Source organism: Yokenella regensburgei (assembly GCF_003634235.1).
Lineage (GTDB): Bacteria > Pseudomonadota > Gammaproteobacteria > Enterobacterales > Enterobacteriaceae > Yokenella > Yokenella regensburgei.
In genome coordinates this window covers 714703-733567 of sequence record NZ_RBIZ01000004.1, presented here as the reverse complement: position 1 = coordinate 733567, position 18865 = coordinate 714703, and the positions used below count along the sequence as shown (strand labels likewise).

Below are 18865 nucleotides of genomic sequence, written 5' to 3'. Positions count from 1 at the left end.
GTAAGATTGATTACTTCTTGCGTCCGGTAATCCGGCACCACTCCTCTTTCTCCACCACCGGGTCGAGGGTGAAGAGTTCGGCGTAGGCTTCGCAAACGCTGTCGGCCTGACTTGCCAGGATGCCAGAAAGTCCCAGTAAACCGCCCTCAACCGGCAGCACGCTGATTAACGGTGCCAGCTCACGTAACGGGCCCGCCAGAATATTGGCGACCACCACGTCGGCTTTCATCGCCTCTGGCTGGTCTTTTGGCAGGTACAGTTCCAGACGTTCAGACACGCCATTACGCTCGGCGTTGTCACGGCTCGCCTGAATGGCCTGCGGATCGATATCGATACCAATCGCTTTAGCCGCACCCAGCTTCAGCGCGGCGATCGCGAGGATCCCGGAGCCGCAGCCGAAGTCGATCACGGTTTTACCCGCAAGATCGAGCCCATCAAGCCACTGCAGACACAGCGAGGTGGTCGGGTGGGTACCGGTCCCGAACGCCAGGCCCGGATCGAGCATCACGTTAACGGCGTTGACATCCGGCACGTCGCGCCAGCTCGGGCAGATCCACAGGCGCTCACCGAAGCGCATAGGGTGGAAGTTATCCATCCATTCGCGCTCCCAGTCTTTGTCTTCAAGCTGTTCGATCTTATGCACAAATCCGCTACCCAGCAGCGGATGATGCTCAAGGATCGCGACCACTTCTTTCATATCAAATTCGGCGTCGAACAGGCCGATAACGTCGGTATCGCCCCACAGGCGGGTTTCACCCGGCAGCGGTTCAAATACCGGCGTGTCGTGGGTATCCTGAAAAGTAATCGACACGGCGCCAGCTTCCATCAGCGCGTCGCTCAGCTCTTCTGCGTTCGCACCCGTCGTGTTCAGTTTCATTTGGATCCAAGGCATGGCAAAACTCTTTATTTATCAGTAGTCAAAATAGGGGCTTCCGCTACCGGTCGACCGAAAAGGTTACCGATGAGGAACGCCAATAAACTCAATAGCAGCGAGGGCACAATCGGGTGGAAGCCCAGGTACTGGATCTTAAAGGTCGCCAGGACCGCATACAGTACGCCGCCGACAATCATCGCGCTGAGCGCCCCTGTCGCGTTTGCTCGTTCCCAGTAAAGCCCCAGCACCAACGGCCACAGGAATACGGCTTCAAGGCCGCCAAAGGCCAGCAGGTTCAGCCAGATGATCATCTCCGGTGGACGCCACGCCGCCAGCATCATCAAAATGCCAAGCACAAAGGTCATCCAGGTGGAAATTCGCTTCAGGCGGTGCTCATTATGTATTTTAGCCGGGCGCGCGCTCAGCCACAGATCTTTCACGATAGTGGCGGAGGCCTGCAGCAGGTGCGCGTTAACGTTGGACATAATAGCCGCCATCGGGGCCGCCAGGAACAGGCCTGCCGCCCACGGCGGTAACACCTGCACCATAAGCGTAGGGATCACCTGATCCGGCACGGTCAGATTGGGCAGCACAGCACGGCCGAGCGCGCCTGCAAGGTGCATACCGAGCATCAACAGTGCGACCACGATAGTGCCGATGATAATGCCGCGGTGCACCGCTTTACTGTCTTTGTAGGAAATACAGCGTACGGCCGTGTGCGGTAAGCCAATCACACCAAAACACACCAGCACCCAGAACGAGGTCATGAACGCCGGTGTCAGGATGTCGTCAGCGCCATGTGGGCTCACCAGTTTAGGGTCAATCTGTTCCAGGGTCTGCACGGCGTTGTGCAGGCCTCCTGCTGCGTAGATAACCCCCACCAGCAGCACCAGTGTTCCGATAAGCATCACCATGCCCTGCATGGTGTCGTTGAGCACGCTGGCGCGGAAGCCGCCAAAAGCGGTATACAGCGCAATCGTCACCCCGAAAATCAACAGCCCGGTTTCATACTTAATGCCGGCCGCGGTTTCCAGCAGGCGAGCACCGCCGATGAACTGCACGGCAATCGCCCCGACAAACGCCACCAGCAGACTGACGCTGGCAATCCACACCACCGCCCGACTTTGATAACGGGCCTGCAGCATGTCATTGAGCGTTATCGCATTATAGCGCCGTGCGAGAATAGCGAATTTTTTACCCAGGATACCGAGCGAGAGCCAGATAGTGGGGACCTGAATCATCGCCAGCAGCACCCAGCCAAGACCGTATTTGTAGGCCGCTCCTGGCCCACCGATGAATGAGCTGGCGCTGATATAGGTCGCCGTGAGCGTCATCGCCAGTACGAACCCGCCCATAGAACGGCTGCCGAGGAAGTATTCGCTGAGGAACGTTCCTGTGCTGCGCTGGCGCATGGCGTAGATAGACAAACCGAAGACGACAATCAGATAGATAATCAGAACGGCGATAATCTCAGTCTGCATGCTTATCCTCCAGAGGGATATCACGGAAGATAAAGCGCACCATCAACCAGCAGAGCACAATAAATACCAGTGGCATCAGCAGGCAGGCCATTTCAAACCAATGCGGAAGGCCGGTAAATCCCAGCGTGGAGTCTGGTAAGTAAGCAGTCACTAACCAGGCGAAAAGATAGAGGAGAGTCAGCCACAATGCCCAACGGGCTTCCTTGTGTGCCTGAACAAAACGTTTGTCCATAAGGCTCCCAGGGTTAAGTAAAGCGGCGATTGTACCGCATGGGGCCAAAAAGAAAAAAGGCCGGAAGATCCGGCCTTTTGCTGCGTTAGCAGATTACTTTTCCTGAAGTCCGAGTTTCTTCTCCAGATAGTGGATATTGGTGCCACCATGCTGGAAGTTCTCGTCGCTCATGATGCGAGTCTGCAGGTCAACGTTGGTTTTAATCCCATCGATGATAAGTTCCTGGAGCGCATTCTTCATACGGGAAATTGCGATATCGCGAGTTTCGCCGTAGCAAATCAGCTTACCGATCATTGAGTCATAGTACGGCGGAACGGTGTAGCCCGCGTAAATATGAGACTCCCAACGCACACCAAAGCCACCCGGCGCGTGGAAACGCGTGATTTTACCCGGGCTTGGCAGGAAGGTATTCGGGTCTTCGGCGTTGATACGGCATTCCACCGCATGACCGCGAACCTGAACTTCTTCCTGTTTGATGGACAGCGGCATGCCTGCGGCAATGCGCAGCTGCTCTTTGATGAGGTCAACGCCGGTGATCATTTCGGTAACCGGATGCTCAACCTGAATACGGGTGTTCATTTCAATGAAGTAGAACTCACCGTTTTCGAACAGGAACTCGAAAGTACCCGCGCCGCGGTAGCCGATATCCACACAGGCTTTAGAGCAGCGTTCGCCGATATAGCGACGCAGTTCTGGGGTAATACCCGGTGCCGGTGCTTCTTCAACCACTTTCTGGTGACGACGCTGCATAGAGCAGTCACGTTCAGCCAGATAGATAGCATTGCCCTGGCCATCAGCCAGTACCTGGATCTCTATGTGACGAGGATTTTCCAGGTATTTTTCCATGTATACCATGTCATTGTTGAAAGCCGCTTTCGCTTCAGCTTTGGTCATGGAGATGGACTGGGCCAGTTCAGCGTCGCTGCGCACAACGCGCATACCGCGACCGCCGCCGCCACCGGAGGCTTTGATGATAACCGGATAGCCGATGCGTTTCGCATGGGCACGGTTGGCATCCATATCTTCACCCAGCGGGCCGTCAGAGCCCGGTACGGTCGGAACACCCGCTTTTTTCATCGCGGTGATCGCGGACACTTTGTCACCCATCAGGCGAATAGTGTCGGCTTTCGGGCCGATGAAGATAAAGCCAGAACGTTCAACCTGCTCAGCAAAGTTAGCGTTTTCAGACAGGAAGCCATAACCCGGATGGATTGCCACCGCGCCGGTGATTTCAGCGGCGCTGATGATAGCCGGGATATTCAGATAGCTTTTTACTGACGGCGCCGGACCGATACATACGGTCTCGTCAGCCAGCAGTACGTGTTTTAAATCGCGATCCGCAGTGGAGTGCACAGCGACAGTCTTGATGCCCAGTTCTTTACAGGCACGAAGAATTCGCAGAGCAATTTCGCCACGGTTAGCGATGACAATTTTATCCAGCATTGTTCGCCTCGTTACTCGATGATGACCAGCGGCTCGTCAAATTCTACCGGCTGACCACTTTCGACCAGAATCGCTTTCACCACGCCAGATTTATCGGCTTCGATCTGGTTCATCATTTTCATCGCTTCAACGATGCACAGAGTGTCACCTGCGTTAACTTTCTGACCCACTTCGATAAACGCTTTCGCGTCCGGGCTCGGAGTGCGGTAGAAAGTACCTACCATCGGGGAACGTACGACGTGACCACTGATTTCTGCGGCGGCAGCTGGCGCTTCTGCTGCAGGAGCGACGGCCGCAACCGGTGCTGGCTGCTGCATCATCGGTGCAGCATAAGCCTGTTGCATCATCGGGTAGCCCACGTTCGGTGCGCTACGGCTGATGCGTACAGACTCTTCGCCTTCAGAAATTTCCAGTTCGGAGATACCTGATTCTTCAACCAGCTCGATCAGTTTTTTAATCTTACGAATATCCATGAGTGGGTTCCGTACTCTTTGTTTAGTGTGATTGTGACAGGCGTTTTACCGCCGTCTGTAAAGCGTATGAATAACCGTCAGCGCCTAATCCGCAAATAACGCCTGAGGCGATATCCGACAAATATGAGTGATGGCGGAACGGTTCGCGTGCATGCACATTGCTCAGATGAATCTCGATAAACGGGATACTGACTGCCAGGAGCGCATCACGAATGGCCACGCTGGTATGCGTAAACGCGGCCGGATTAATCAGGATATAGTCAACGTTGTCTTTAGCCTGATGAATTCGGTCGATGAGTACGTGCTCAGCGTTAGACTGCAGGTGATCAAACTCTACATTCAGAGATGCCGCTTCTGCTGACAAACCCGTTACAATGTCGGTCAGCGTCTGGGATCCGTACTTCTCTGGCTCTCGGGTGCCGAGCATATTAAGGTTCGGACCGTTTAAAAGCAAAATGTGAAATTTATCAGCCATCGTGCCGCTATCTCCTGCCATTCTCGGGTAAAAAACAAAATATACCTTCGATGTGCGCTTGTCACCCTTTCAGGGGGGTAAAATCCCCGTCAGGAAAACCAAAGTCGCACATTATAACGATTTCGTAGCAATTGGCAGCTAAATACTGGTCTTATCAGGGAAGATTATCAACCGCAATCGGCAAAAGATTCACGGCTGATAAGAGATCTGCGGGAAGCTGCACAGATTAACGCACTAGCGTAACCACTGGCGGAACTTCTTGTAACGCCACGCCAGAAGGGCGATAGCGAGCAGCGCATAGATGATGGGCTGCGGCGACAGGATCTTCACCGACCACAGGTAGTGGATGGGTGCGAGGATCGCGACAAGATAGACGAAGTTGTGCAATTTCTGCCAACGGGGCCCCAGTTTTCGCTGCATCGCCTGGGTTGAAGTGACGGCAAGTGCTAACAGAATAAGCCAGCTAATCAGACCCAGCGTCAGGTACGGACGACGCACGACTTCTTCACCTAATAGCGCCAGATTGTTAATGCCAAGCTCCAGCAGCGCGTAGCTGGTGAGATGCAGACTCGCCCATGCAAAACACCACAGGCCCAGTAACCGGCGCGTCCGGATAAGCAGAGGCTGTTTAGCGTAGCGCGCCAGTGGGGAAATCAGCAAGGTGGCTAACAGTAATTTCAGAGCCATCCTACCGGTAAAATGCTGGATATCTTTTGCCGGATCGGCGCTAAAACCACCGTGGCTGCCTGCCCATAGCAGCCATAAAAAGGGCAAAAATGCCGCCAGGTGCAGCGCCACTTTGAGCCAGGTTATCTGTTTCGCGGTCAATCGCACTAGAAATTCTCCTTCAGATTCAGGCCACGGTATAAAGAAGCAACCTGATCGGCATAGCCATTAAACAGCAGCGTCGGCTGACGTTTAACATCCAGCACTCCGCCGGAACCAATAAAGCGCTCGGTGGCCTGCGACCAGCGAGGGTGATCGACATGCGGGTTCACGTTGGCGTAAAAACCGTATTCATTAGAGGCTGCCAGATTCCAGGTGGTGGGCGGACGCTCGCGGGTCAGCGTGATGCTGACAATAGATTTAATCCCCTTAAATCCATACTTCCACGGCACGGTTAAACGGATTGGCGCGCCATTCTGTGGCGGCAGAGCTTTACCATAGACACCAACGGTCAGCATGGTGAGGGGGTGCATGGCTTCATCGAGACGCAGGCCCTCAACATATGGATATTGCAACCCGCCACCGATGAACCGGTCCTGTTGGCCCGGCATTTGGTCCGGGGCGAAGATGGTTTTAAAAGCCACATACTTCGCCTGGCTGGTGGGCTCAACCAGTGCTAACAGTTTATGCAACGGGAAGCCAATCCAGGGGACGACCATCGACCAGGCCTCGACGCAGCGCATGCGATAGATACGCTCTTCGAGCGGGAAGCGGGTGGTCAGTGCATCGTGATCCAGGGTCAGTGGCTTTGCCACTTCACCATTAATGGTCAACGTCCAGGGATCGGTTTTTAGCGACCCGGCGTTGGCGGCGGGATCGGCTTTATCCAGACCGAACTCATAGAAGTTGTTGTAGCCGGTGACTTTGTCTTCCGGAGTGAGCGGCAGGTTGTTTTGCCATTGTGCAGGCTTGCTGAAATCGAGCGGTTTTCCAGAGGGCGCAGGCGGGCGATCGTTGCCTTTGAACCAACTGAGGAGGGAGGCATGTGCTGATGTCGAAAGAGAGAGTGCGGTCGCGCTGATGCCAAGCATCTTTAAGATCTGGCGACGTTCCAGATTGAAAACCGACTCGGCGGTAACGTCTGCTTCAGTTAATTTTCTGGCTTTCATGACTTCCTCCGTCAGGCTTTTTTCTAAGCATGACGGAGGCTGTCGGTTAACGCGAATATGTCACAAAAATTTGAAGATTAGGCCACTTTCACCAGGGTGCGCCCCTGAATCTGGTTGCTGATTATCTTGTTCGCAAATTCAGGCGTTTGTGCAAGGCTAATTTCGGTTGCCGCCTGGGTATAGAACGATTCCGGCAGGTCACGAACCAGGCGCGCCCAGGCCTCAGCGCGGCGTACCGCAGGGGTCATCACCGAATCCACGCCCTGCAGACGCACGTTACGCAGAATAAACGGCATGACGGTAGTCGGTAACGCGAATCCGCCCGCCAGCCCGCAGGCAGCTACGCAGCCGCCATAGTTTATTTGGGCCAGCACTTTCGCCAGTACCTTATCGCCGACGGTATCTACCGCGCCTGCCCAGAGCTGTTTTTCCAGCGGGCGAGATTCGGCGAACTCATCCCGGCTCAGAATGCGGCTGGCGCCGAGTGCGCGCAGGTAGTCATGGGTGCTCTCACGGCCTGAAACGGCAGCTACCTGATAGCCAAGCTTATGCAGCAGCGCAACGGCGGTACTGCCCACGCCACCGCTGGCACCGGTCACGACAATCTCACCATCCTCCGGGCGAATGCCGGCATCCTCCAGCGCCATCACACACAGCATGGCGGTAAAACCAGCGGTACCGATGATCATCGCCTGACGAGCATCGAGTCCCTGCGGCATAGCAACCAGCCAGTCGCCTTTCACTCGCGCGCGCTGCGACAGTCCGCCCCAGTGGTTTTCACCAACGCCCCAGCCGGTGAGCAGCACCTGCTGACCGGCATGGAAACGGGGATCTTCACTGTGGTGAACACGGCCTGCGAAATCGATCCCCGGCACCATCGGGAAGTTGCGAATAATCTTGCCAAGACCAGTAATGGCCAGCGCATCTTTATAGTTCAGGCTCGACCACTGTACGTCGACGCTGACGTCACCCTGCGGTAGCTGATGCTCGTCCAGAACCTGTACCGACGCGAGCGTTTTTCCGTCCTGCTGTTCTAAGATTAATGCCTGCATTTTCTGTCCTCGATGGCGCGATGATTGGAAAAAATTTTCTGCAGACTATACTCGCTAACGAAAACGTCATGCCGATGTAGCGCAATAAATTGCCAGATCCACCAGCTCTGGTAGTATGCGTACTCTTTTTTGCGAGTTAGTGCTTACTTATTATGGAGCGTTAACCCTGGGGCCTGGTATCGATCAGGTGGTTATTCATCAACGGAGTTAATACAGGGATGCGATTAACGACGAAATTTTCCGCTTTTGTGACGCTGCTGGTCGGTCTGGCCATTTTTGTCACGCTGGTCGGGTGCTCGCTCAGCTTTTACAACGGTATTCAGCTCAAGCTGCAAAAAAGGGTCCAGGCGGTTGCCACCGTGCTGGATAACCGTCTGATCACCACCTCTTTCGATAAACTGGATACCCAGCTTGATGAGCTACTGGTTCCGGTTGATATCGTCCGCGTTGACTTCATTGTTGATCATAAGTCGATTTTCAATCATTCACGCGGCAGCAGCTATCGCCCGGCGGGGAGCAGCTATCAGTTTCGCAATATTGACGTTGAGTCAGTAAAACATCCTGGAATGACCATCCGTATGGTGTATCAGGACCCGATGGTGAACTATTTCCACTCATTATCGACTACGGCGCCGCTCACCGTTGCGATTGCCTTTATGGTGATGGTTATCTTTTTTGCCGTACGTTGGCTGCGTCGTCAGCTTTCAGGACAAGAGCTGCTGGATCTGCGTTCGGCCAGGATCCTTAATGGTGAGCGCGGTCCGCAGGTGCGAGGGTCGGTACACGAATGGCCTGCACGCACCAGTAGTGCGCTGGATAAATTACTGTCAGAAATCCAGTTTGCCAGCGATCAGCGCAGCCGCATGGATACGCTCATTCGTTCCTACGCCGCGCAGGATACCCGTACCGGGCTCAACAATCGTCTGTTCTTCGATAACCAACTTGTAACGCTGCTGGAAGACCAGGAGCGGGTTGGCTCCCACGGCATTGTGATGATGATTCGCCTGCCAGACTTCGATCTGCTGCGCGATAACTGGGGGCAAACTGCCGCCGAAGAGTACCTCTTCACAATTATTAATCTCCTCTCGACTTTTATGCTGCGTTACCCCGGTGCGTTGCTGGCGCGCTATCACCGCAGCGACTTCGCCGTACTGCTTCCACACCGTACGCTGAAAGAAGCGGACAGCATTGCGAGCCAGTTATTGAAAGCGGTTGATGCGCTACCACCAACCCGGATCCGCGATCGCGAAGATATGATGCATATCGGCATTTGCGCCTGGCGCAGCGGGCAGACCAAAGATCAGGTGATGGAGCATGCAGAGGCTGCAACCCGTAATGCCGTTCTGCAGGGAAGCAACAGCTGGGCCGTGTACGACGACACGCTGCCGGAGAAGGGGCGTGGCAACGTGCGCTGGCGTACGATGATCGAGCAAATGCTGAGCCGCGGTGGTCCACGCTTCTATCAAAAACCTGCGGTGACGCGTAACGGTCATGTGCATCATCGCGAGCTGATGTGCCGCCTGTACGATGGGAACGAAGAGGTGATTGCCGCCGAATATATGCCGATGGTTTTGCAGTTTGGCCTGTCAGAAGAGTACGACAGACTACAGATTACGCGTTTGCTGCCGTTCTTATCTTTCTGGCCGGAAGAAAATCTGGCTTTACAGGTGACGGTCGAATCGCTGATCCGCCCGCGATTCCAGCGCTGGCTGCGGGATACGTTGATGCAATGTGAAAAATCGCAACGCAAGCGCATTATTTTTGAACTTGCAGAGGCGGATGTTTGTCAACATATCAGCCGTTTACAACCGGTCATGCGTTTAATTAACGCGCTGGGGGTACGCGCCGCTGTGATTCAGGCGGGTTTGACGCTGGTCAGTACCGACTGGATCAAGGTACTGAACGTTGAGATTATCAAGCTACACCCAGGGCTGGTGCGCAATATCGAAAAGCGCAGTGAAAACCAGCTGTTGGTGCAAAGCCTGGTGGAGGCCTGTAAGGGGACCGAAACGCAGGTTTATGCCACAGGATTACGCAGCCGAAGCGAGTGGCTGGTACTGACGGAGTGCGGTGTGACTGGCGGTCAGGGCGATTTTTTTGCGGGCTCACAGCCACTTGACACCAGTGTGAAAAAATATTCGCAAAGATACTCTGTTTAACCTGCCGTTTGGCGTGTTTTCACGTAGAATAACGCGCGCTGTGCTTGTGGGGTGTGCTTGACTACCTGACAGACTATTGCAGCATAACATGCAAGTGACTGACCTTTGACAGGTTGCAAATGCAGGCGAGGATCGCCGCCGGGAGTATCGGCGCTGAAGGAGTCGGGCACAAATTTGTAACAAAGGAAACGAACTGCACTAATTTTCACCGTAGCAGATGATTTTTGCGCCTTGTCGCTGCTGCGTGTGGTTGGTAAAGTAAGCGGATTTTGTTTTCCGCCCCAGCTTTCAGGATTATCCCTTAGTATGTTGAAAAAATTTCGTGGCATGTTTTCCAATGACCTGTCCATTGACCTGGGTACCGCGAATACCCTGATTTACGTGAAAGGACAAGGCATCGTACTGAATGAGCCTTCCGTTGTGGCTATTCGTCAGGATCGTGCCGGTTCACCCAAAAGCGTGGCTGCCGTCGGTCATGAAGCTAAACAGATGCTTGGCCGTACGCCTGGCAACATCGCAGCAATTCGCCCGATGAAAGACGGCGTTATCGCCGACTTCTTCGTGACTGAGAAAATGCTGCAGCACTTCATCAAGCAAGTGCATAGCAATAGCTTCATGCGTCCGAGCCCGCGTGTACTGGTGTGTGTACCGGTTGGCGCAACTCAGGTTGAACGTCGTGCGATCCGTGAATCCGCACAGGGCGCAGGTGCCCGTGAAGTGTTCCTGATTGAAGAACCGATGGCTGCGGCGATCGGTGCTGGTCTGCCAGTCTCTGAAGCGACCGGTTCTATGGTGGTGGATATCGGTGGTGGTACCACTGAAGTTGCCGTCATCTCCCTGAACGGGGTGGTTTACTCCTCTTCCGTGCGTATCGGCGGTGACCGTTTCGACGAAGCGATCATTAATTATGTCCGTCGTAACTACGGCTCCCTGATCGGTGAAGCGACCGCTGAACGCATCAAGCACGAAATCGGCTCTGCTTACCCGGGCGACGAAGTGCGTGAGATCGAAGTTCGTGGCCGTAACCTGGCTGAAGGGGTTCCGCGCGGCTTTACCCTGAACTCCAACGAAATCCTCGAAGCGCTGCAGGAGCCGCTGACCGGCATCGTGAGCGCGGTGATGGTTGCTCTGGAGCAGTGCCCGCCGGAACTGGCTTCCGACATCTCCGAACGTGGCATGGTGTTGACCGGTGGTGGTGCGCTGCTGCGTAACCTCGACCGCCTGTTAATGGAAGAGACAGGTATTCCTGTCGTAGTTGCAGAAGATCCACTGACTTGCGTAGCCCGTGGCGGCGGCAAGGCGCTGGAGATGATCGACATGCACGGCGGCGACTTGTTCAGCGAAGAGTAGTCGGCCTGAGGCCAGGGGAAGCGAGCCCGTTTCCCCTGACTTCACTGACACGAGAATACGCATAGCCTATGAAGCCAATTTTTAGCCGTGGCCCGTCGCTGCAGTTTCGCCTGATCCTGGCGGTGCTGGTGGCGCTGGGTGTCATTATTGCCGACAGCCGCCTCGGTACGTTCAGTCAGATTCGAACGTACATGGATACCGCCGTCAGTCCATTCTATTTTATTTCCAACGGACCCCGTGAAATGCTGGATAGCGTTTCCCAGACGTTGGCTTCACGCGATCAACTTGAACTCGAAAACCGGGCGTTACGTCAGGAGCTGCTGCTGAAAAACAGCGATCTGCTGATGCTGGGGCAATACAAGCAGGAAAACGCGCGTCTGCGCGAACTGCTGGGATCCCCGCTGCGCCAGGATGAGCAAAAAATGGTGACCCAGGTCATCTCCACCGTCAACGATCCCTACAGCGATCAGGTGGTTATCGACAAAGGTAGCGTCAACGGCGTTTATGAAGGTCAACCGGTTATCAGCGACAAGGGCGTTGTGGGCCAGGTAGTGGCCGTCGCCAAGCTGACCAGCCGCGTGCTGCTTATTTGCGATGCAACCCACGCGCTGCCGATTCAGGTTCTGCGTAACGATATCCGCGTTATTGCTGCCGGTAACGGCTGTACCGACGACCTGCAGCTCGAACATCTGCCAGCAAATACCGACATTCGCGTTGGCGACGTACTGGTGACGTCCGGCCTCGGGGGTCGCTTCCCGGAAGGCTATCCGGTAGCGGTTGTCTCTTCGGTGAAACTCGATACCCAACGTGCATATACCGTGATTCAGGCGCGTCCGACCGCTGGTTTGCAGCGTCTGCGTTACCTGCTGCTGTTGTGGGGTGCCGATCGTAACGGTGCGAATCCTATGTCGCCGGAAGATGTCCATCGCGTTGCTAATGAACGTCTGATGCAGATGATGCCGCAGGTGCTGCCGCCACCGGATACGGTTGGACCACCGGCACCGATGCCGGCCCCGGCAACCGGTATCGCGACACCCGCTCCGGCACCGGCACCGACGGCCATTCAGCCGCAGCCTCTCTCTCGTGGAGGGCAGTAGTGGCTAATTACCGTAGCCAGGGCCGTTGGGTCATCTGGCTCTCGTTTTTTATCGCGCTGTTGCTGCAGGTTATGCCCTGGCCGGATGAACTTAAAGTATTCCGGCCAAACTGGGTGTTCCTGATCCTGCTTTACTGGATCCTGGCGCTGCCCCACCGCGTGAACGTTGGCACAGGTTTCGTGATGGGTGCCATACTGGATCTCATCAGTGGTTCGACGCTGGGTGTTCGCGCCTTATCCCTGAGTATTGTGGCTTACCTGGTTGCACTGAAATATCAGCTGTTTCGGAACCTGGCGCTCTGGCAACAGGCGCTGGTGGTGATGCTGCTGTCTCTGGCAGTGGATATCATTGTTTTCTGGGCTGAGTTTTTAGTGATCAACGTCTCTTTCCGACCGGAAGTGTTCTGGAGTAGTGTAGTTAACGGAGTGCTCTGGCCGTGGCTTTTCCTGCTGATGCGCAAAGTGCGCCAGCAATTTGCCGTGCAATAAGGTTGTTATGAAAGCTCTGTATCTGGCTTCCGGCTCTCCGCGCCGTCAGGAATTACTCGCCCAACTCGGCCTCTCGTTTGAGAAAGTCGTCCCGGGAATTGAAGAGAAGCGTTGCCCTCAGGAGGCTGCGTCACAGTATGTGTCGCGCCTGGCGCGGGAAAAAGCCCAGGCGGGTGTCGCGCTGACGACCCAGGATTTGCCGGTGCTCGGTGCCGATACTATTGTTATCCTCAATGGTGAAGTGCTTGAAAAGCCTCGTGATGCCGAACATGCGGCCGCTATGCTGCGGATGCTGTCCGGCAAAACACATCAGGTGATGACCGCCGTGGCGCTGGCTGACAGCCAGCACACCCTGGATTGCCTGGTCACGACAGACGTAACCTTCAGAGTGCTCTCAGAACAGGACATCGTCGCCTATGTGGCCAGCGGTGAGCCATTAGATAAAGCAGGTGCATACGGTATTCAAGGGCTGGGTGGCTGTTTTGTCAGGAAGATAAACGGCAGCTACCACGCTGTGGTCGGCTTACCACTAGTGGAGACGTATGAGTTGCTGAGTAACTTTAACTCGTTGCGTGAAAGAAGGGACAAACATGACGGCTGAATTATTAGTAAACGTGACGCCATCGGAAACGCGGGTGGCGTACATCGACGGCGGTATTCTTCAGGAAATCCATATTGAGCGTGAAGCGCGGCGCGGAATAGTAGGCAATATCTACAAAGGTCGTGTCAGTCGTGTCCTACCTGGTATGCAGGCGGCTTTTGTAGATATTGGTCTCGATAAGGCGGCGTTCTTACACGCCTCTGACATCATGCCGCACACCGAGTGCGTGGCCGGGGAAGAGCAAAAACAGTTCACCGTCCGCGACATCTCTGAGCTGGTGCGCCAGGGGCAGGATCTGATGGTACAGGTGGTGAAAGATCCGCTGGGTACCAAAGGCGCCCGTCTGACCACCGACATCACTCTGCCTTCGCGCTATCTGGTGTTCATGCCGGGAGCGGCACACGTTGGGGTTTCACAGCGCATCGAAAGCGAAGCGGAACGCGAGCGGCTGAAAAAGATCGTCACCGACTACTGCGACGAACAGGGCGGATTCATCATCCGTACTGCCGCAGAAGGGGTGCCGGAGGTCGATCTGGCCTCGGATGCCGCCTATCTGAAGCGTGTCTGGACGAAAGTGATGGAGCGTAAAAAACGCAACCAGAGCCGCTATCAGCTGTATGGCGAACTGGCGCTGGCGCAGCGCGTATTACGCGACTTTGCCGATGCACAGCTCGACCGTATTCGCGTTGACTCCCGCCTGACGTTTGACGCCCTGCTGGAGTTTACCGCCGAGTATATTCCGGAAATGACCAGCAAACTGGAACACTACAGCGGCCGTCAGCCGATCTTCGATCTCTTTGATGTGGAGAACGAGATCCAGCGCGCACTCGAACGTAAAGTTGAACTGAAATCAGGTGGTTACCTGATTATCGACCAAACCGAAGCGATGACCACCGTGGACATCAACACCGGGGCGTTTGTCGGTCATCGCAACCTCGATGATACGATTTTTAACACTAACATCGAAGCGACCCAGGCCATTGCTCGTCAGCTGCGCCTGCGCAATCTCGGCGGCATTATCATCATCGACTTTATCGATATGAGTAACGAGGATCACCGTCGGCGGGTGCTTCACTCCCTGGAGCAGGCGCTCAGCAAAGACCGCGTGAAAACCAGCATTAACGGTTTCTCCCAGCTGGGGCTGGTGGAAATGACGCGTAAAAGAACGCGTGAAAGCGTGGAACATGTGCTGTGTAACGAGTGTCCAACTTGCCATGGTCGTGGCACGGTAAAAACCGTGGAAACGGTCTGCTACGAAATCATGCGTGAAATTGTACGTGTTCATCATGCCTATGATTCCGACCGCTTCCTGGTGTACGCATCACCGGCGGTTGCTGAAGCCCTGAAAGGGGAAGAGTCCCACGCGCTTGCGGAAGTAGAAATCTTCGTCGGCAAGCAGGTCAAAGTGCAAATCGAACCGCTCTATAATCAGGAGCAGTTTGATGTGGTCATGATGTAGGGATGACGCGTAACGCAAGGAGAGAGGTGTGAGGCGACTGCCGGGGATTTTGCTGCTCACCGTGGCAACATTGATTGTCATCGTTGCGCTGTTGGTGAGTGGCCTGCGCCTCGCCTTGCCGCAGCTCGATTCGTGGCGCCCGCAGATCCTGCAAAAAATCACCGCCTCCACCGGCATTCCAGTCTCGGCGTCGCAGATGAGCGCCAGCTGGCAAAACTATGGCCCCACGCTCGACGTCCGCGATATTACCGCCGGACTGAAAGATGGGGGCGAACTCTCCGTTAAGCGTGTCACTCTGGCGCTGGACGTGTGGCAAAGCCTGCTGCACATGCGCTGGCAGTTCCGCGATCTCACCTTCTGGCAGCTCAACATTCATACCAACACTCCGCTGCAGAGCAACGACAGCGGTGAAGGCATTGAAACTGACCGCATCAGCGATCTGTTTTTGCGCCAGTTCGACCACTTCACCCTTCGCGACAGTCACCTGAGTTTCCTGACGCTCTCCGGTCAGCGGGCCGAGCTTGCCGTTCCGCAGCTTACCTGGCTTAACGGTAAAAACCGTCACCGGGCGGAAGGGGAACTGAGCCTCTCAAGCCTTACCGGCCAGCACGGGGTGATGAAGGTGCGCATGGATCTGCGCGATGAAAATGGCATTCTGAATAAAGGCCGCGTCTGGCTGCAGGCGGACGATATCGACGTGAAGCCGTGGCTTGGTCGCTGGATGGAAGACAACATCGCGCTGCAGACGGCGCAGTTCAGCCTGGAAGGCTGGATGACGCTCGATAAAGGCGAAGTCGACAGCGGCGATTTGTGGTTGAAGAAAGGCGGGGCCAGCTGGAAAGGCACCCAGCAGATGCATCAGCTCGATGTGGATAACCTGACCGCCCACCTCAACCGGGTAGCCCAGGGCTGGGAACTGAAGGTTCCGGATACCCGCATTTCTGTCGATGGTAAGCGCTGGCCGAAAGGCGCTCTGGCGCTGGCCTGGGTTCCGGCTGAAGAAGTCGGCGGTGCAAATCATGTTCGCAGCGATGAGCTGCGCCTGCGCGCCACCCATCTCTCCCTCAGCGGCCTGACCGGCTTATTACCCATTGCCGAGAAGCTGTCGCCGTCGCTTGGTGAAATCTGGCATACCGCGCAGCCAACCGGCAACATCGATGCGCTGGCGGTGGATATCCCGTTACAACAAACCGAACAAACGCGTTTTAAAGCGAGCTGGAGCAATCTTGCCTGGAAACAGTGGAAGCTGTTGCCGGGGGCGGAGCATTTCTCCGGACACATCGAGGGTAGCGTTGAAAACGGCGCATTATCCGTGGCGATGGAAGATGCGAAAATGCCGTATGAAACGGTCTTTCGCGCTCCGCTGGAGATCCAAAAAGGCGTCGCCCGCCTGAATTGGGTGAAGAATGAAAAGGGATTCATGCTGGACGGGCGCGATATTGATGTCACCGCGACGGGCGTTCGCGCACGCGGTGGTTTCCGCTATCTGCAGCCGGAAGGAGATGAACCCTGGCTTGGGATCCTGGCCGGGATCAGCACTCACGACGGTGGCCAGGCATGGCGTTACTTCCCGGAAAACCTGATGGGTAAAGCGCTGGTGGATTATCTCAGCGGTGCCATTCAGGGCGGGGAGTCGGACAATGCAACGCTGGTATACGGCGGCAACCCGCATCTCTTCCCGTATAAGCATAACGAAGGGCAGTTCCAGGTATGGGTGCCGCTGCGCAACGCAACCTTCGCCTTCCAGCCGGACTGGCCGGCGCTGACCAACCTCGACATCAACCTCAACTTCGTTAACGACGGGTTGTTCATGAAAGCCGACAGCGTGCAGCTTGGCGGCGTGACGGCGAAAAACCTTACCGCAGATATCCCGGATTACGCGAAAGAAAAACTGCTGATCGATGCGGATATTCAGGGGCCGGGTAAGGAAGTGGGCCCGTACTTCCAGGATACGCCGCTGGATACTTCTCTTGGCGCGACGCTTGATGAACTGCAGATTGACGGCGCGGTTAATGCGCATCTGAACCTCAATATCCCGCTGGACGGCAAGCTGGTGACGGCCAAAGGGGACGTGCTGCTCAAAGATAACAGCCTGTATATCAAGCCGCTGGATAGCACGTTAAAAAATCTCAGCGGTAAGTTCAGCTTTGTGAACGGGAATCTGCAGAGTGATACCCTGACCGCCAACTGGTTTAATCAGCCGCTGAAACTGAATTTCTCCACTGAGGAAGGGCCAAAGGCTTATCAGGTGAATGTTGGAATGGACGCCAACTGGCAGCCGACGAAGACCGGGGTTCTGCCGAAAGCGGTAAATGATGCGCTGAGCGGCAGCGTCCCGTGGGAAGGGAAAGTCGGTATCGCCATTCCGTACAAAGGCAGTACCACCTACACGGTAGACATTACCGGTGACCTGAAGAATGTAAGCAGTCACTTACCTTCTCCGGTGGATAAGCCTGCAGGGATGCCCCTGCCGGTGAAAATTAACGTCGAAGGCGGGATGGATAGCTTTAATCTGAACGGTAAATTTGGTGCAGCTAATCACGTCAACAGCCGCTGGCTGCTCGGGAAAAAGCTCACCCTTGACCGCGCTATCTGGACCTCCGACAGCCGCAGTATCCCCCCTCTGCCAGAGCAGTCAGGCGTTGAGCTTAACCTGCCGCCGATGGACGGCGCGCAGTGGCTGGCACTGTTCCAGCAAGGGGCGGCAGATAACGTCAGCAGCGCCGCCAGCTTCCCGGAGCGTGTCACGCTTCGCACGCCGTCGCTGACCTTTGCCGGACAGCAGTGGAATAACCTGAGCGTGGTGTCCCAGCCGACGGCGGACGGTTCAAGAGTTGAGGCCCAGGGGCGTGAAATCAACGCAAGTCTGACGATGCGTAACAAGGCACCGTGGCAGGCAGCGATTCGCTATCTTTACTACAACCCGAGCGCGGACAAGTCTTCTCCGAAGAGCAATGACGGCATTCTTTCCGGTAATGAACGTATTAGTTTCCGCGGCTGGCCAGACCTGCAGCTCCGCTGTGCCGAGTGCTGGCTGTGGGGGCAAAAATATGGCCGTATCGACGGTGACTTCGCTATTACCGGAGATACGCTGAGCCTGACCGGCGGGCTGCTTGATACCGGCGTTGGTCGGGTGACCGCAGAGGGCGTCTGGGTCAATAGCCCGACCGGTCAGCGGACGTCACTGAAAGGTAAAGTCCGTGCCGAAAAACTCGACGTTGCCACCAGCTTCTTCGGCGTTGCCACACCGGTACGCGGCTCGTCATTGACTTCGGATTACGATTTACACTGGCGGGCAGAGCCGTGGAAACCAGATGTGGCTTCCCTCAACGGGATCCTGAAAACCCGGCTGGGCAAAGGGGAGTTTACCGATCTCAGCACCGGTCATGCCGGGCAGCTGCTGCGTCTGCTGAGCGTCGATGCGCTGCTGCGTAAGCTGCGTTTTGACTTCAGCGATACCTTCAGCGAAGGCTTCTACTACGACTCCATCCGTAGTACCGCGTGGATTAAAGACGGGGTGCTGCATACCGATGACACACTGGTCGATGGCCTGGAAGCGGATATTGCGATGAAAGGCTCAGTGGATCTGGTACGCCGTGAGCTGGATATGCAAGCCGTGGTGGCGCCAGAAATCTCTGCGACCGTCGGCGTCGCGGCGGCGTTCGTGGTGAACCCGATTGTCGGTGCGGCGGTCTTTGCCGCCAGCAAGGTGCTTGGCCCGCTGTGGAATAAGGTCTCTATCCTGCGCTATCGCATCAAAGGACCGATTGACCAGCCGCAGATTAATGAGGTGCTGCGCCAGGCGCGCAGCGATAAAGCGCAATGATTTGACGGAGGCGCTGAATT

17 protein-coding genes are annotated in these 18865 nt (G+C 55.6%); 7 read left to right on the top strand and 10 right to left on the bottom strand.

The window, feature by feature from the left end; translation table 11 throughout:
* Nucleotides 1-10: 10 nt before the first annotated feature.
* The 9 genes from prmA to acuI all read right to left on the bottom strand — a co-directional run bounded on the left by prmA (nucleotide 11) and on the right by acuI (nucleotide 7865).
* Entirely contained in the window at nucleotides 11-892 is an 882-nt protein-coding gene (prmA, locus tag C7387_RS14965; protein ID WP_120816971.1) for a 50S ribosomal protein L11 methyltransferase, read from the bottom strand.
* Between the two features lie 11 nt (nucleotides 893-903).
* Entirely contained in the window at nucleotides 904-2355 is a 1452-nt protein-coding gene (panF, locus tag C7387_RS14960; protein ID WP_006818037.1) for a sodium/pantothenate symporter, read from the bottom strand.
* Nucleotides 2345-2587 carry a YhdT family protein gene (locus tag C7387_RS14955; RefSeq protein WP_006818038.1) on the bottom strand — a complete coding sequence of 81 codons (243 nt, stop codon included), beginning with the start codon at nucleotides 2585-2587 and terminating at the stop codon, nucleotides 2345-2347. Before C7387_RS14955 ends, panF begins: the two co-directional genes overlap by 11 nt.
* A 93-nt stretch (nucleotides 2588-2680) precedes the next feature.
* Entirely contained in the window at nucleotides 2681-4030 is a 1350-nt protein-coding gene (gene accC, locus C7387_RS14950; RefSeq protein WP_006818039.1) for an acetyl-CoA carboxylase biotin carboxylase subunit, read from the bottom strand.
* An 11-nt stretch (nucleotides 4031-4041) separates the two neighbouring features.
* Nucleotides 4042-4503: an acetyl-CoA carboxylase biotin carboxyl carrier protein gene (accB, locus tag C7387_RS14945; RefSeq protein WP_006818040.1), complete on the bottom strand. Its 462-nt coding sequence runs from the start codon at nucleotides 4501-4503 to the stop codon at nucleotides 4042-4044.
* A gap of 22 nt (nucleotides 4504-4525) precedes the next feature.
* A complete protein-coding gene (gene aroQ / locus C7387_RS14940) occupies nucleotides 4526-4978 on the bottom strand; it encodes a type II 3-dehydroquinate dehydratase (RefSeq protein ID WP_038256074.1) in 453 nt (150 codons plus the stop codon).
* A 234-nt stretch (nucleotides 4979-5212) separates the two neighbouring features.
* Complete coding sequence (gene msrQ, locus C7387_RS14935) at nucleotides 5213-5812, bottom strand: protein-methionine-sulfoxide reductase heme-binding subunit MsrQ (protein ID WP_006818042.1); 600 nt, start codon at nucleotides 5810-5812, stop codon at nucleotides 5213-5215.
* Nucleotides 5812-6813, bottom strand: a complete 1002-nt coding sequence (gene msrP, locus C7387_RS14930; protein WP_120816970.1) for a protein-methionine-sulfoxide reductase catalytic subunit MsrP — start codon at nucleotides 6811-6813, stop codon at nucleotides 5812-5814. Before msrP ends, msrQ begins: the two co-directional genes overlap by 1 nt.
* Before the next feature lie 77 nt (nucleotides 6814-6890).
* Nucleotides 6891-7865 carry an acrylyl-CoA reductase (NADPH) gene (gene acuI, locus C7387_RS14925; protein ID WP_120816969.1) on the bottom strand — a complete coding sequence of 325 codons (975 nt, stop codon included), beginning with the start codon at nucleotides 7863-7865 and terminating at the stop codon, nucleotides 6891-6893.
* Nucleotides 7866-8083: 218 nt separating this feature from the next.
* On the opposite strand from acuI, the gene csrD reads away from it, so the two are divergent.
* A complete protein-coding gene (csrD, locus tag C7387_RS14920; protein WP_006818045.1) occupies nucleotides 8084-10024 on the top strand; it encodes an RNase E specificity factor CsrD in 1941 nt (646 codons plus the stop codon).
* Here the strand turns inward: csrD and C7387_RS22900 are convergent.
* Nucleotides 10021-10353: a hypothetical protein gene (locus C7387_RS22900; RefSeq protein ID WP_147287520.1), complete on the bottom strand. Its 333-nt coding sequence runs from the start codon at nucleotides 10351-10353 to the stop codon at nucleotides 10021-10023. The genes csrD and C7387_RS22900 overlap by 4 nt on opposite strands.
* On the opposite strand from C7387_RS22900, the gene mreB reads away from it, so the two are divergent.
* The 6 genes from mreB (at nucleotide 10331) to yhdP (ending at nucleotide 18845) form a co-directional block, all read left to right on the top strand.
* Nucleotides 10331-11374, top strand: coding sequence for a rod shape-determining protein MreB (mreB, locus tag C7387_RS14910; RefSeq protein WP_006818047.1), 1044 nt, complete (start codon nucleotides 10331-10333; stop codon nucleotides 11372-11374). The genes C7387_RS22900 and mreB overlap by 23 nt on opposite strands.
* 68 nt (nucleotides 11375-11442) lie before the next feature.
* Complete coding sequence (gene mreC, locus C7387_RS14905; RefSeq protein WP_006818048.1) at nucleotides 11443-12471, top strand: rod shape-determining protein MreC; 1029 nt, start codon at nucleotides 11443-11445, stop codon at nucleotides 12469-12471.
* Entirely contained in the window at nucleotides 12471-12959 is a 489-nt protein-coding gene (gene mreD / locus C7387_RS14900) for a rod shape-determining protein MreD (RefSeq protein ID WP_006818049.1), read from the top strand. Before mreC ends, mreD begins: the two co-directional genes overlap by 1 nt.
* Before the next feature lie 7 nt (nucleotides 12960-12966).
* Nucleotides 12967-13560: a Maf family protein gene (locus C7387_RS14895; protein ID WP_120816968.1), complete on the top strand. Its 594-nt coding sequence runs from the start codon at nucleotides 12967-12969 to the stop codon at nucleotides 13558-13560.
* Nucleotides 13550-15019 carry a ribonuclease G gene (gene rng, locus C7387_RS14890; RefSeq protein WP_006818051.1) on the top strand — a complete coding sequence of 490 codons (1470 nt, stop codon included), beginning with the start codon at nucleotides 13550-13552 and terminating at the stop codon, nucleotides 15017-15019. The genes C7387_RS14895 and rng overlap by 11 nt, the downstream gene beginning before the upstream one ends.
* Nucleotides 15020-15047: 28 nt before the next feature.
* A complete protein-coding gene (gene yhdP / locus C7387_RS14885; protein WP_120816967.1) occupies nucleotides 15048-18845 on the top strand; it encodes an AsmA2 domain-containing protein YhdP in 3798 nt (1265 codons plus the stop codon).
* The last annotated feature ends 20 nt before the right edge of the window (nucleotides 18846-18865 follow it).

Bases quoted from the DNA above. Each gene is read 5' to 3' on its own strand.
- C7387_RS22900 (WP_147287520.1), bottom strand. From the start codon at position 10,353: ATGCCACGAAATTTTTTCAACATACTAAGGGATAATCCTGAAAGCTGG.
- mreC (WP_006818048.1), top strand. From the start codon at position 11,443: ATGAAGCCAATTTTTAGCCGTGGCCCGTCGCTGCAGTTTCGCCTGATC.
- prmA (WP_120816971.1), bottom strand. From the start codon at position 892: ATGCCTTGGATCCAAATGAAACTGAACACGACGGGTGCGAACGCAGAA.
- panF (WP_006818037.1), bottom strand. From the start codon at position 2,355: ATGCAGACTGAGATTATCGCCGTTCTGATTATCTATCTGATTGTCGTC.
- msrP (WP_120816970.1), bottom strand. From the start codon at position 6,813: ATGAAAGCCAGAAAATTAACTGAAGCAGACGTTACCGCCGAGTCGGTT.
- C7387_RS14895 (WP_120816968.1), top strand. From the start codon at position 12,967: ATGAAAGCTCTGTATCTGGCTTCCGGCTCTCCGCGCCGTCAGGAATTA.
- accB (WP_006818040.1), bottom strand. From the start codon at position 4,503: ATGGATATTCGTAAGATTAAAAAACTGATCGAGCTGGTTGAAGAATCA.
- accC (WP_006818039.1), bottom strand. From the start codon at position 4,030: ATGCTGGATAAAATTGTCATCGCTAACCGTGGCGAAATTGCTCTGCGA.
- mreB (WP_006818047.1), top strand. From the start codon at position 10,331: ATGTTGAAAAAATTTCGTGGCATGTTTTCCAATGACCTGTCCATTGAC.
- acuI (WP_120816969.1), bottom strand. From the start codon at position 7,865: ATGCAGGCATTAATCTTAGAACAGCAGGACGGAAAAACGCTCGCGTCG.
- C7387_RS14955 (WP_006818038.1), bottom strand. From the start codon at position 2,587: ATGGACAAACGTTTTGTTCAGGCACACAAGGAAGCCCGTTGGGCATTG.
- rng (WP_006818051.1), top strand. From the start codon at position 13,550: ATGACGGCTGAATTATTAGTAAACGTGACGCCATCGGAAACGCGGGTG.
- aroQ (WP_038256074.1), bottom strand. From the start codon at position 4,978: ATGGCTGATAAATTTCACATTTTGCTTTTAAACGGTCCGAACCTTAAT.
- csrD (WP_006818045.1), top strand. From the start codon at position 8,084: ATGCGATTAACGACGAAATTTTCCGCTTTTGTGACGCTGCTGGTCGGT.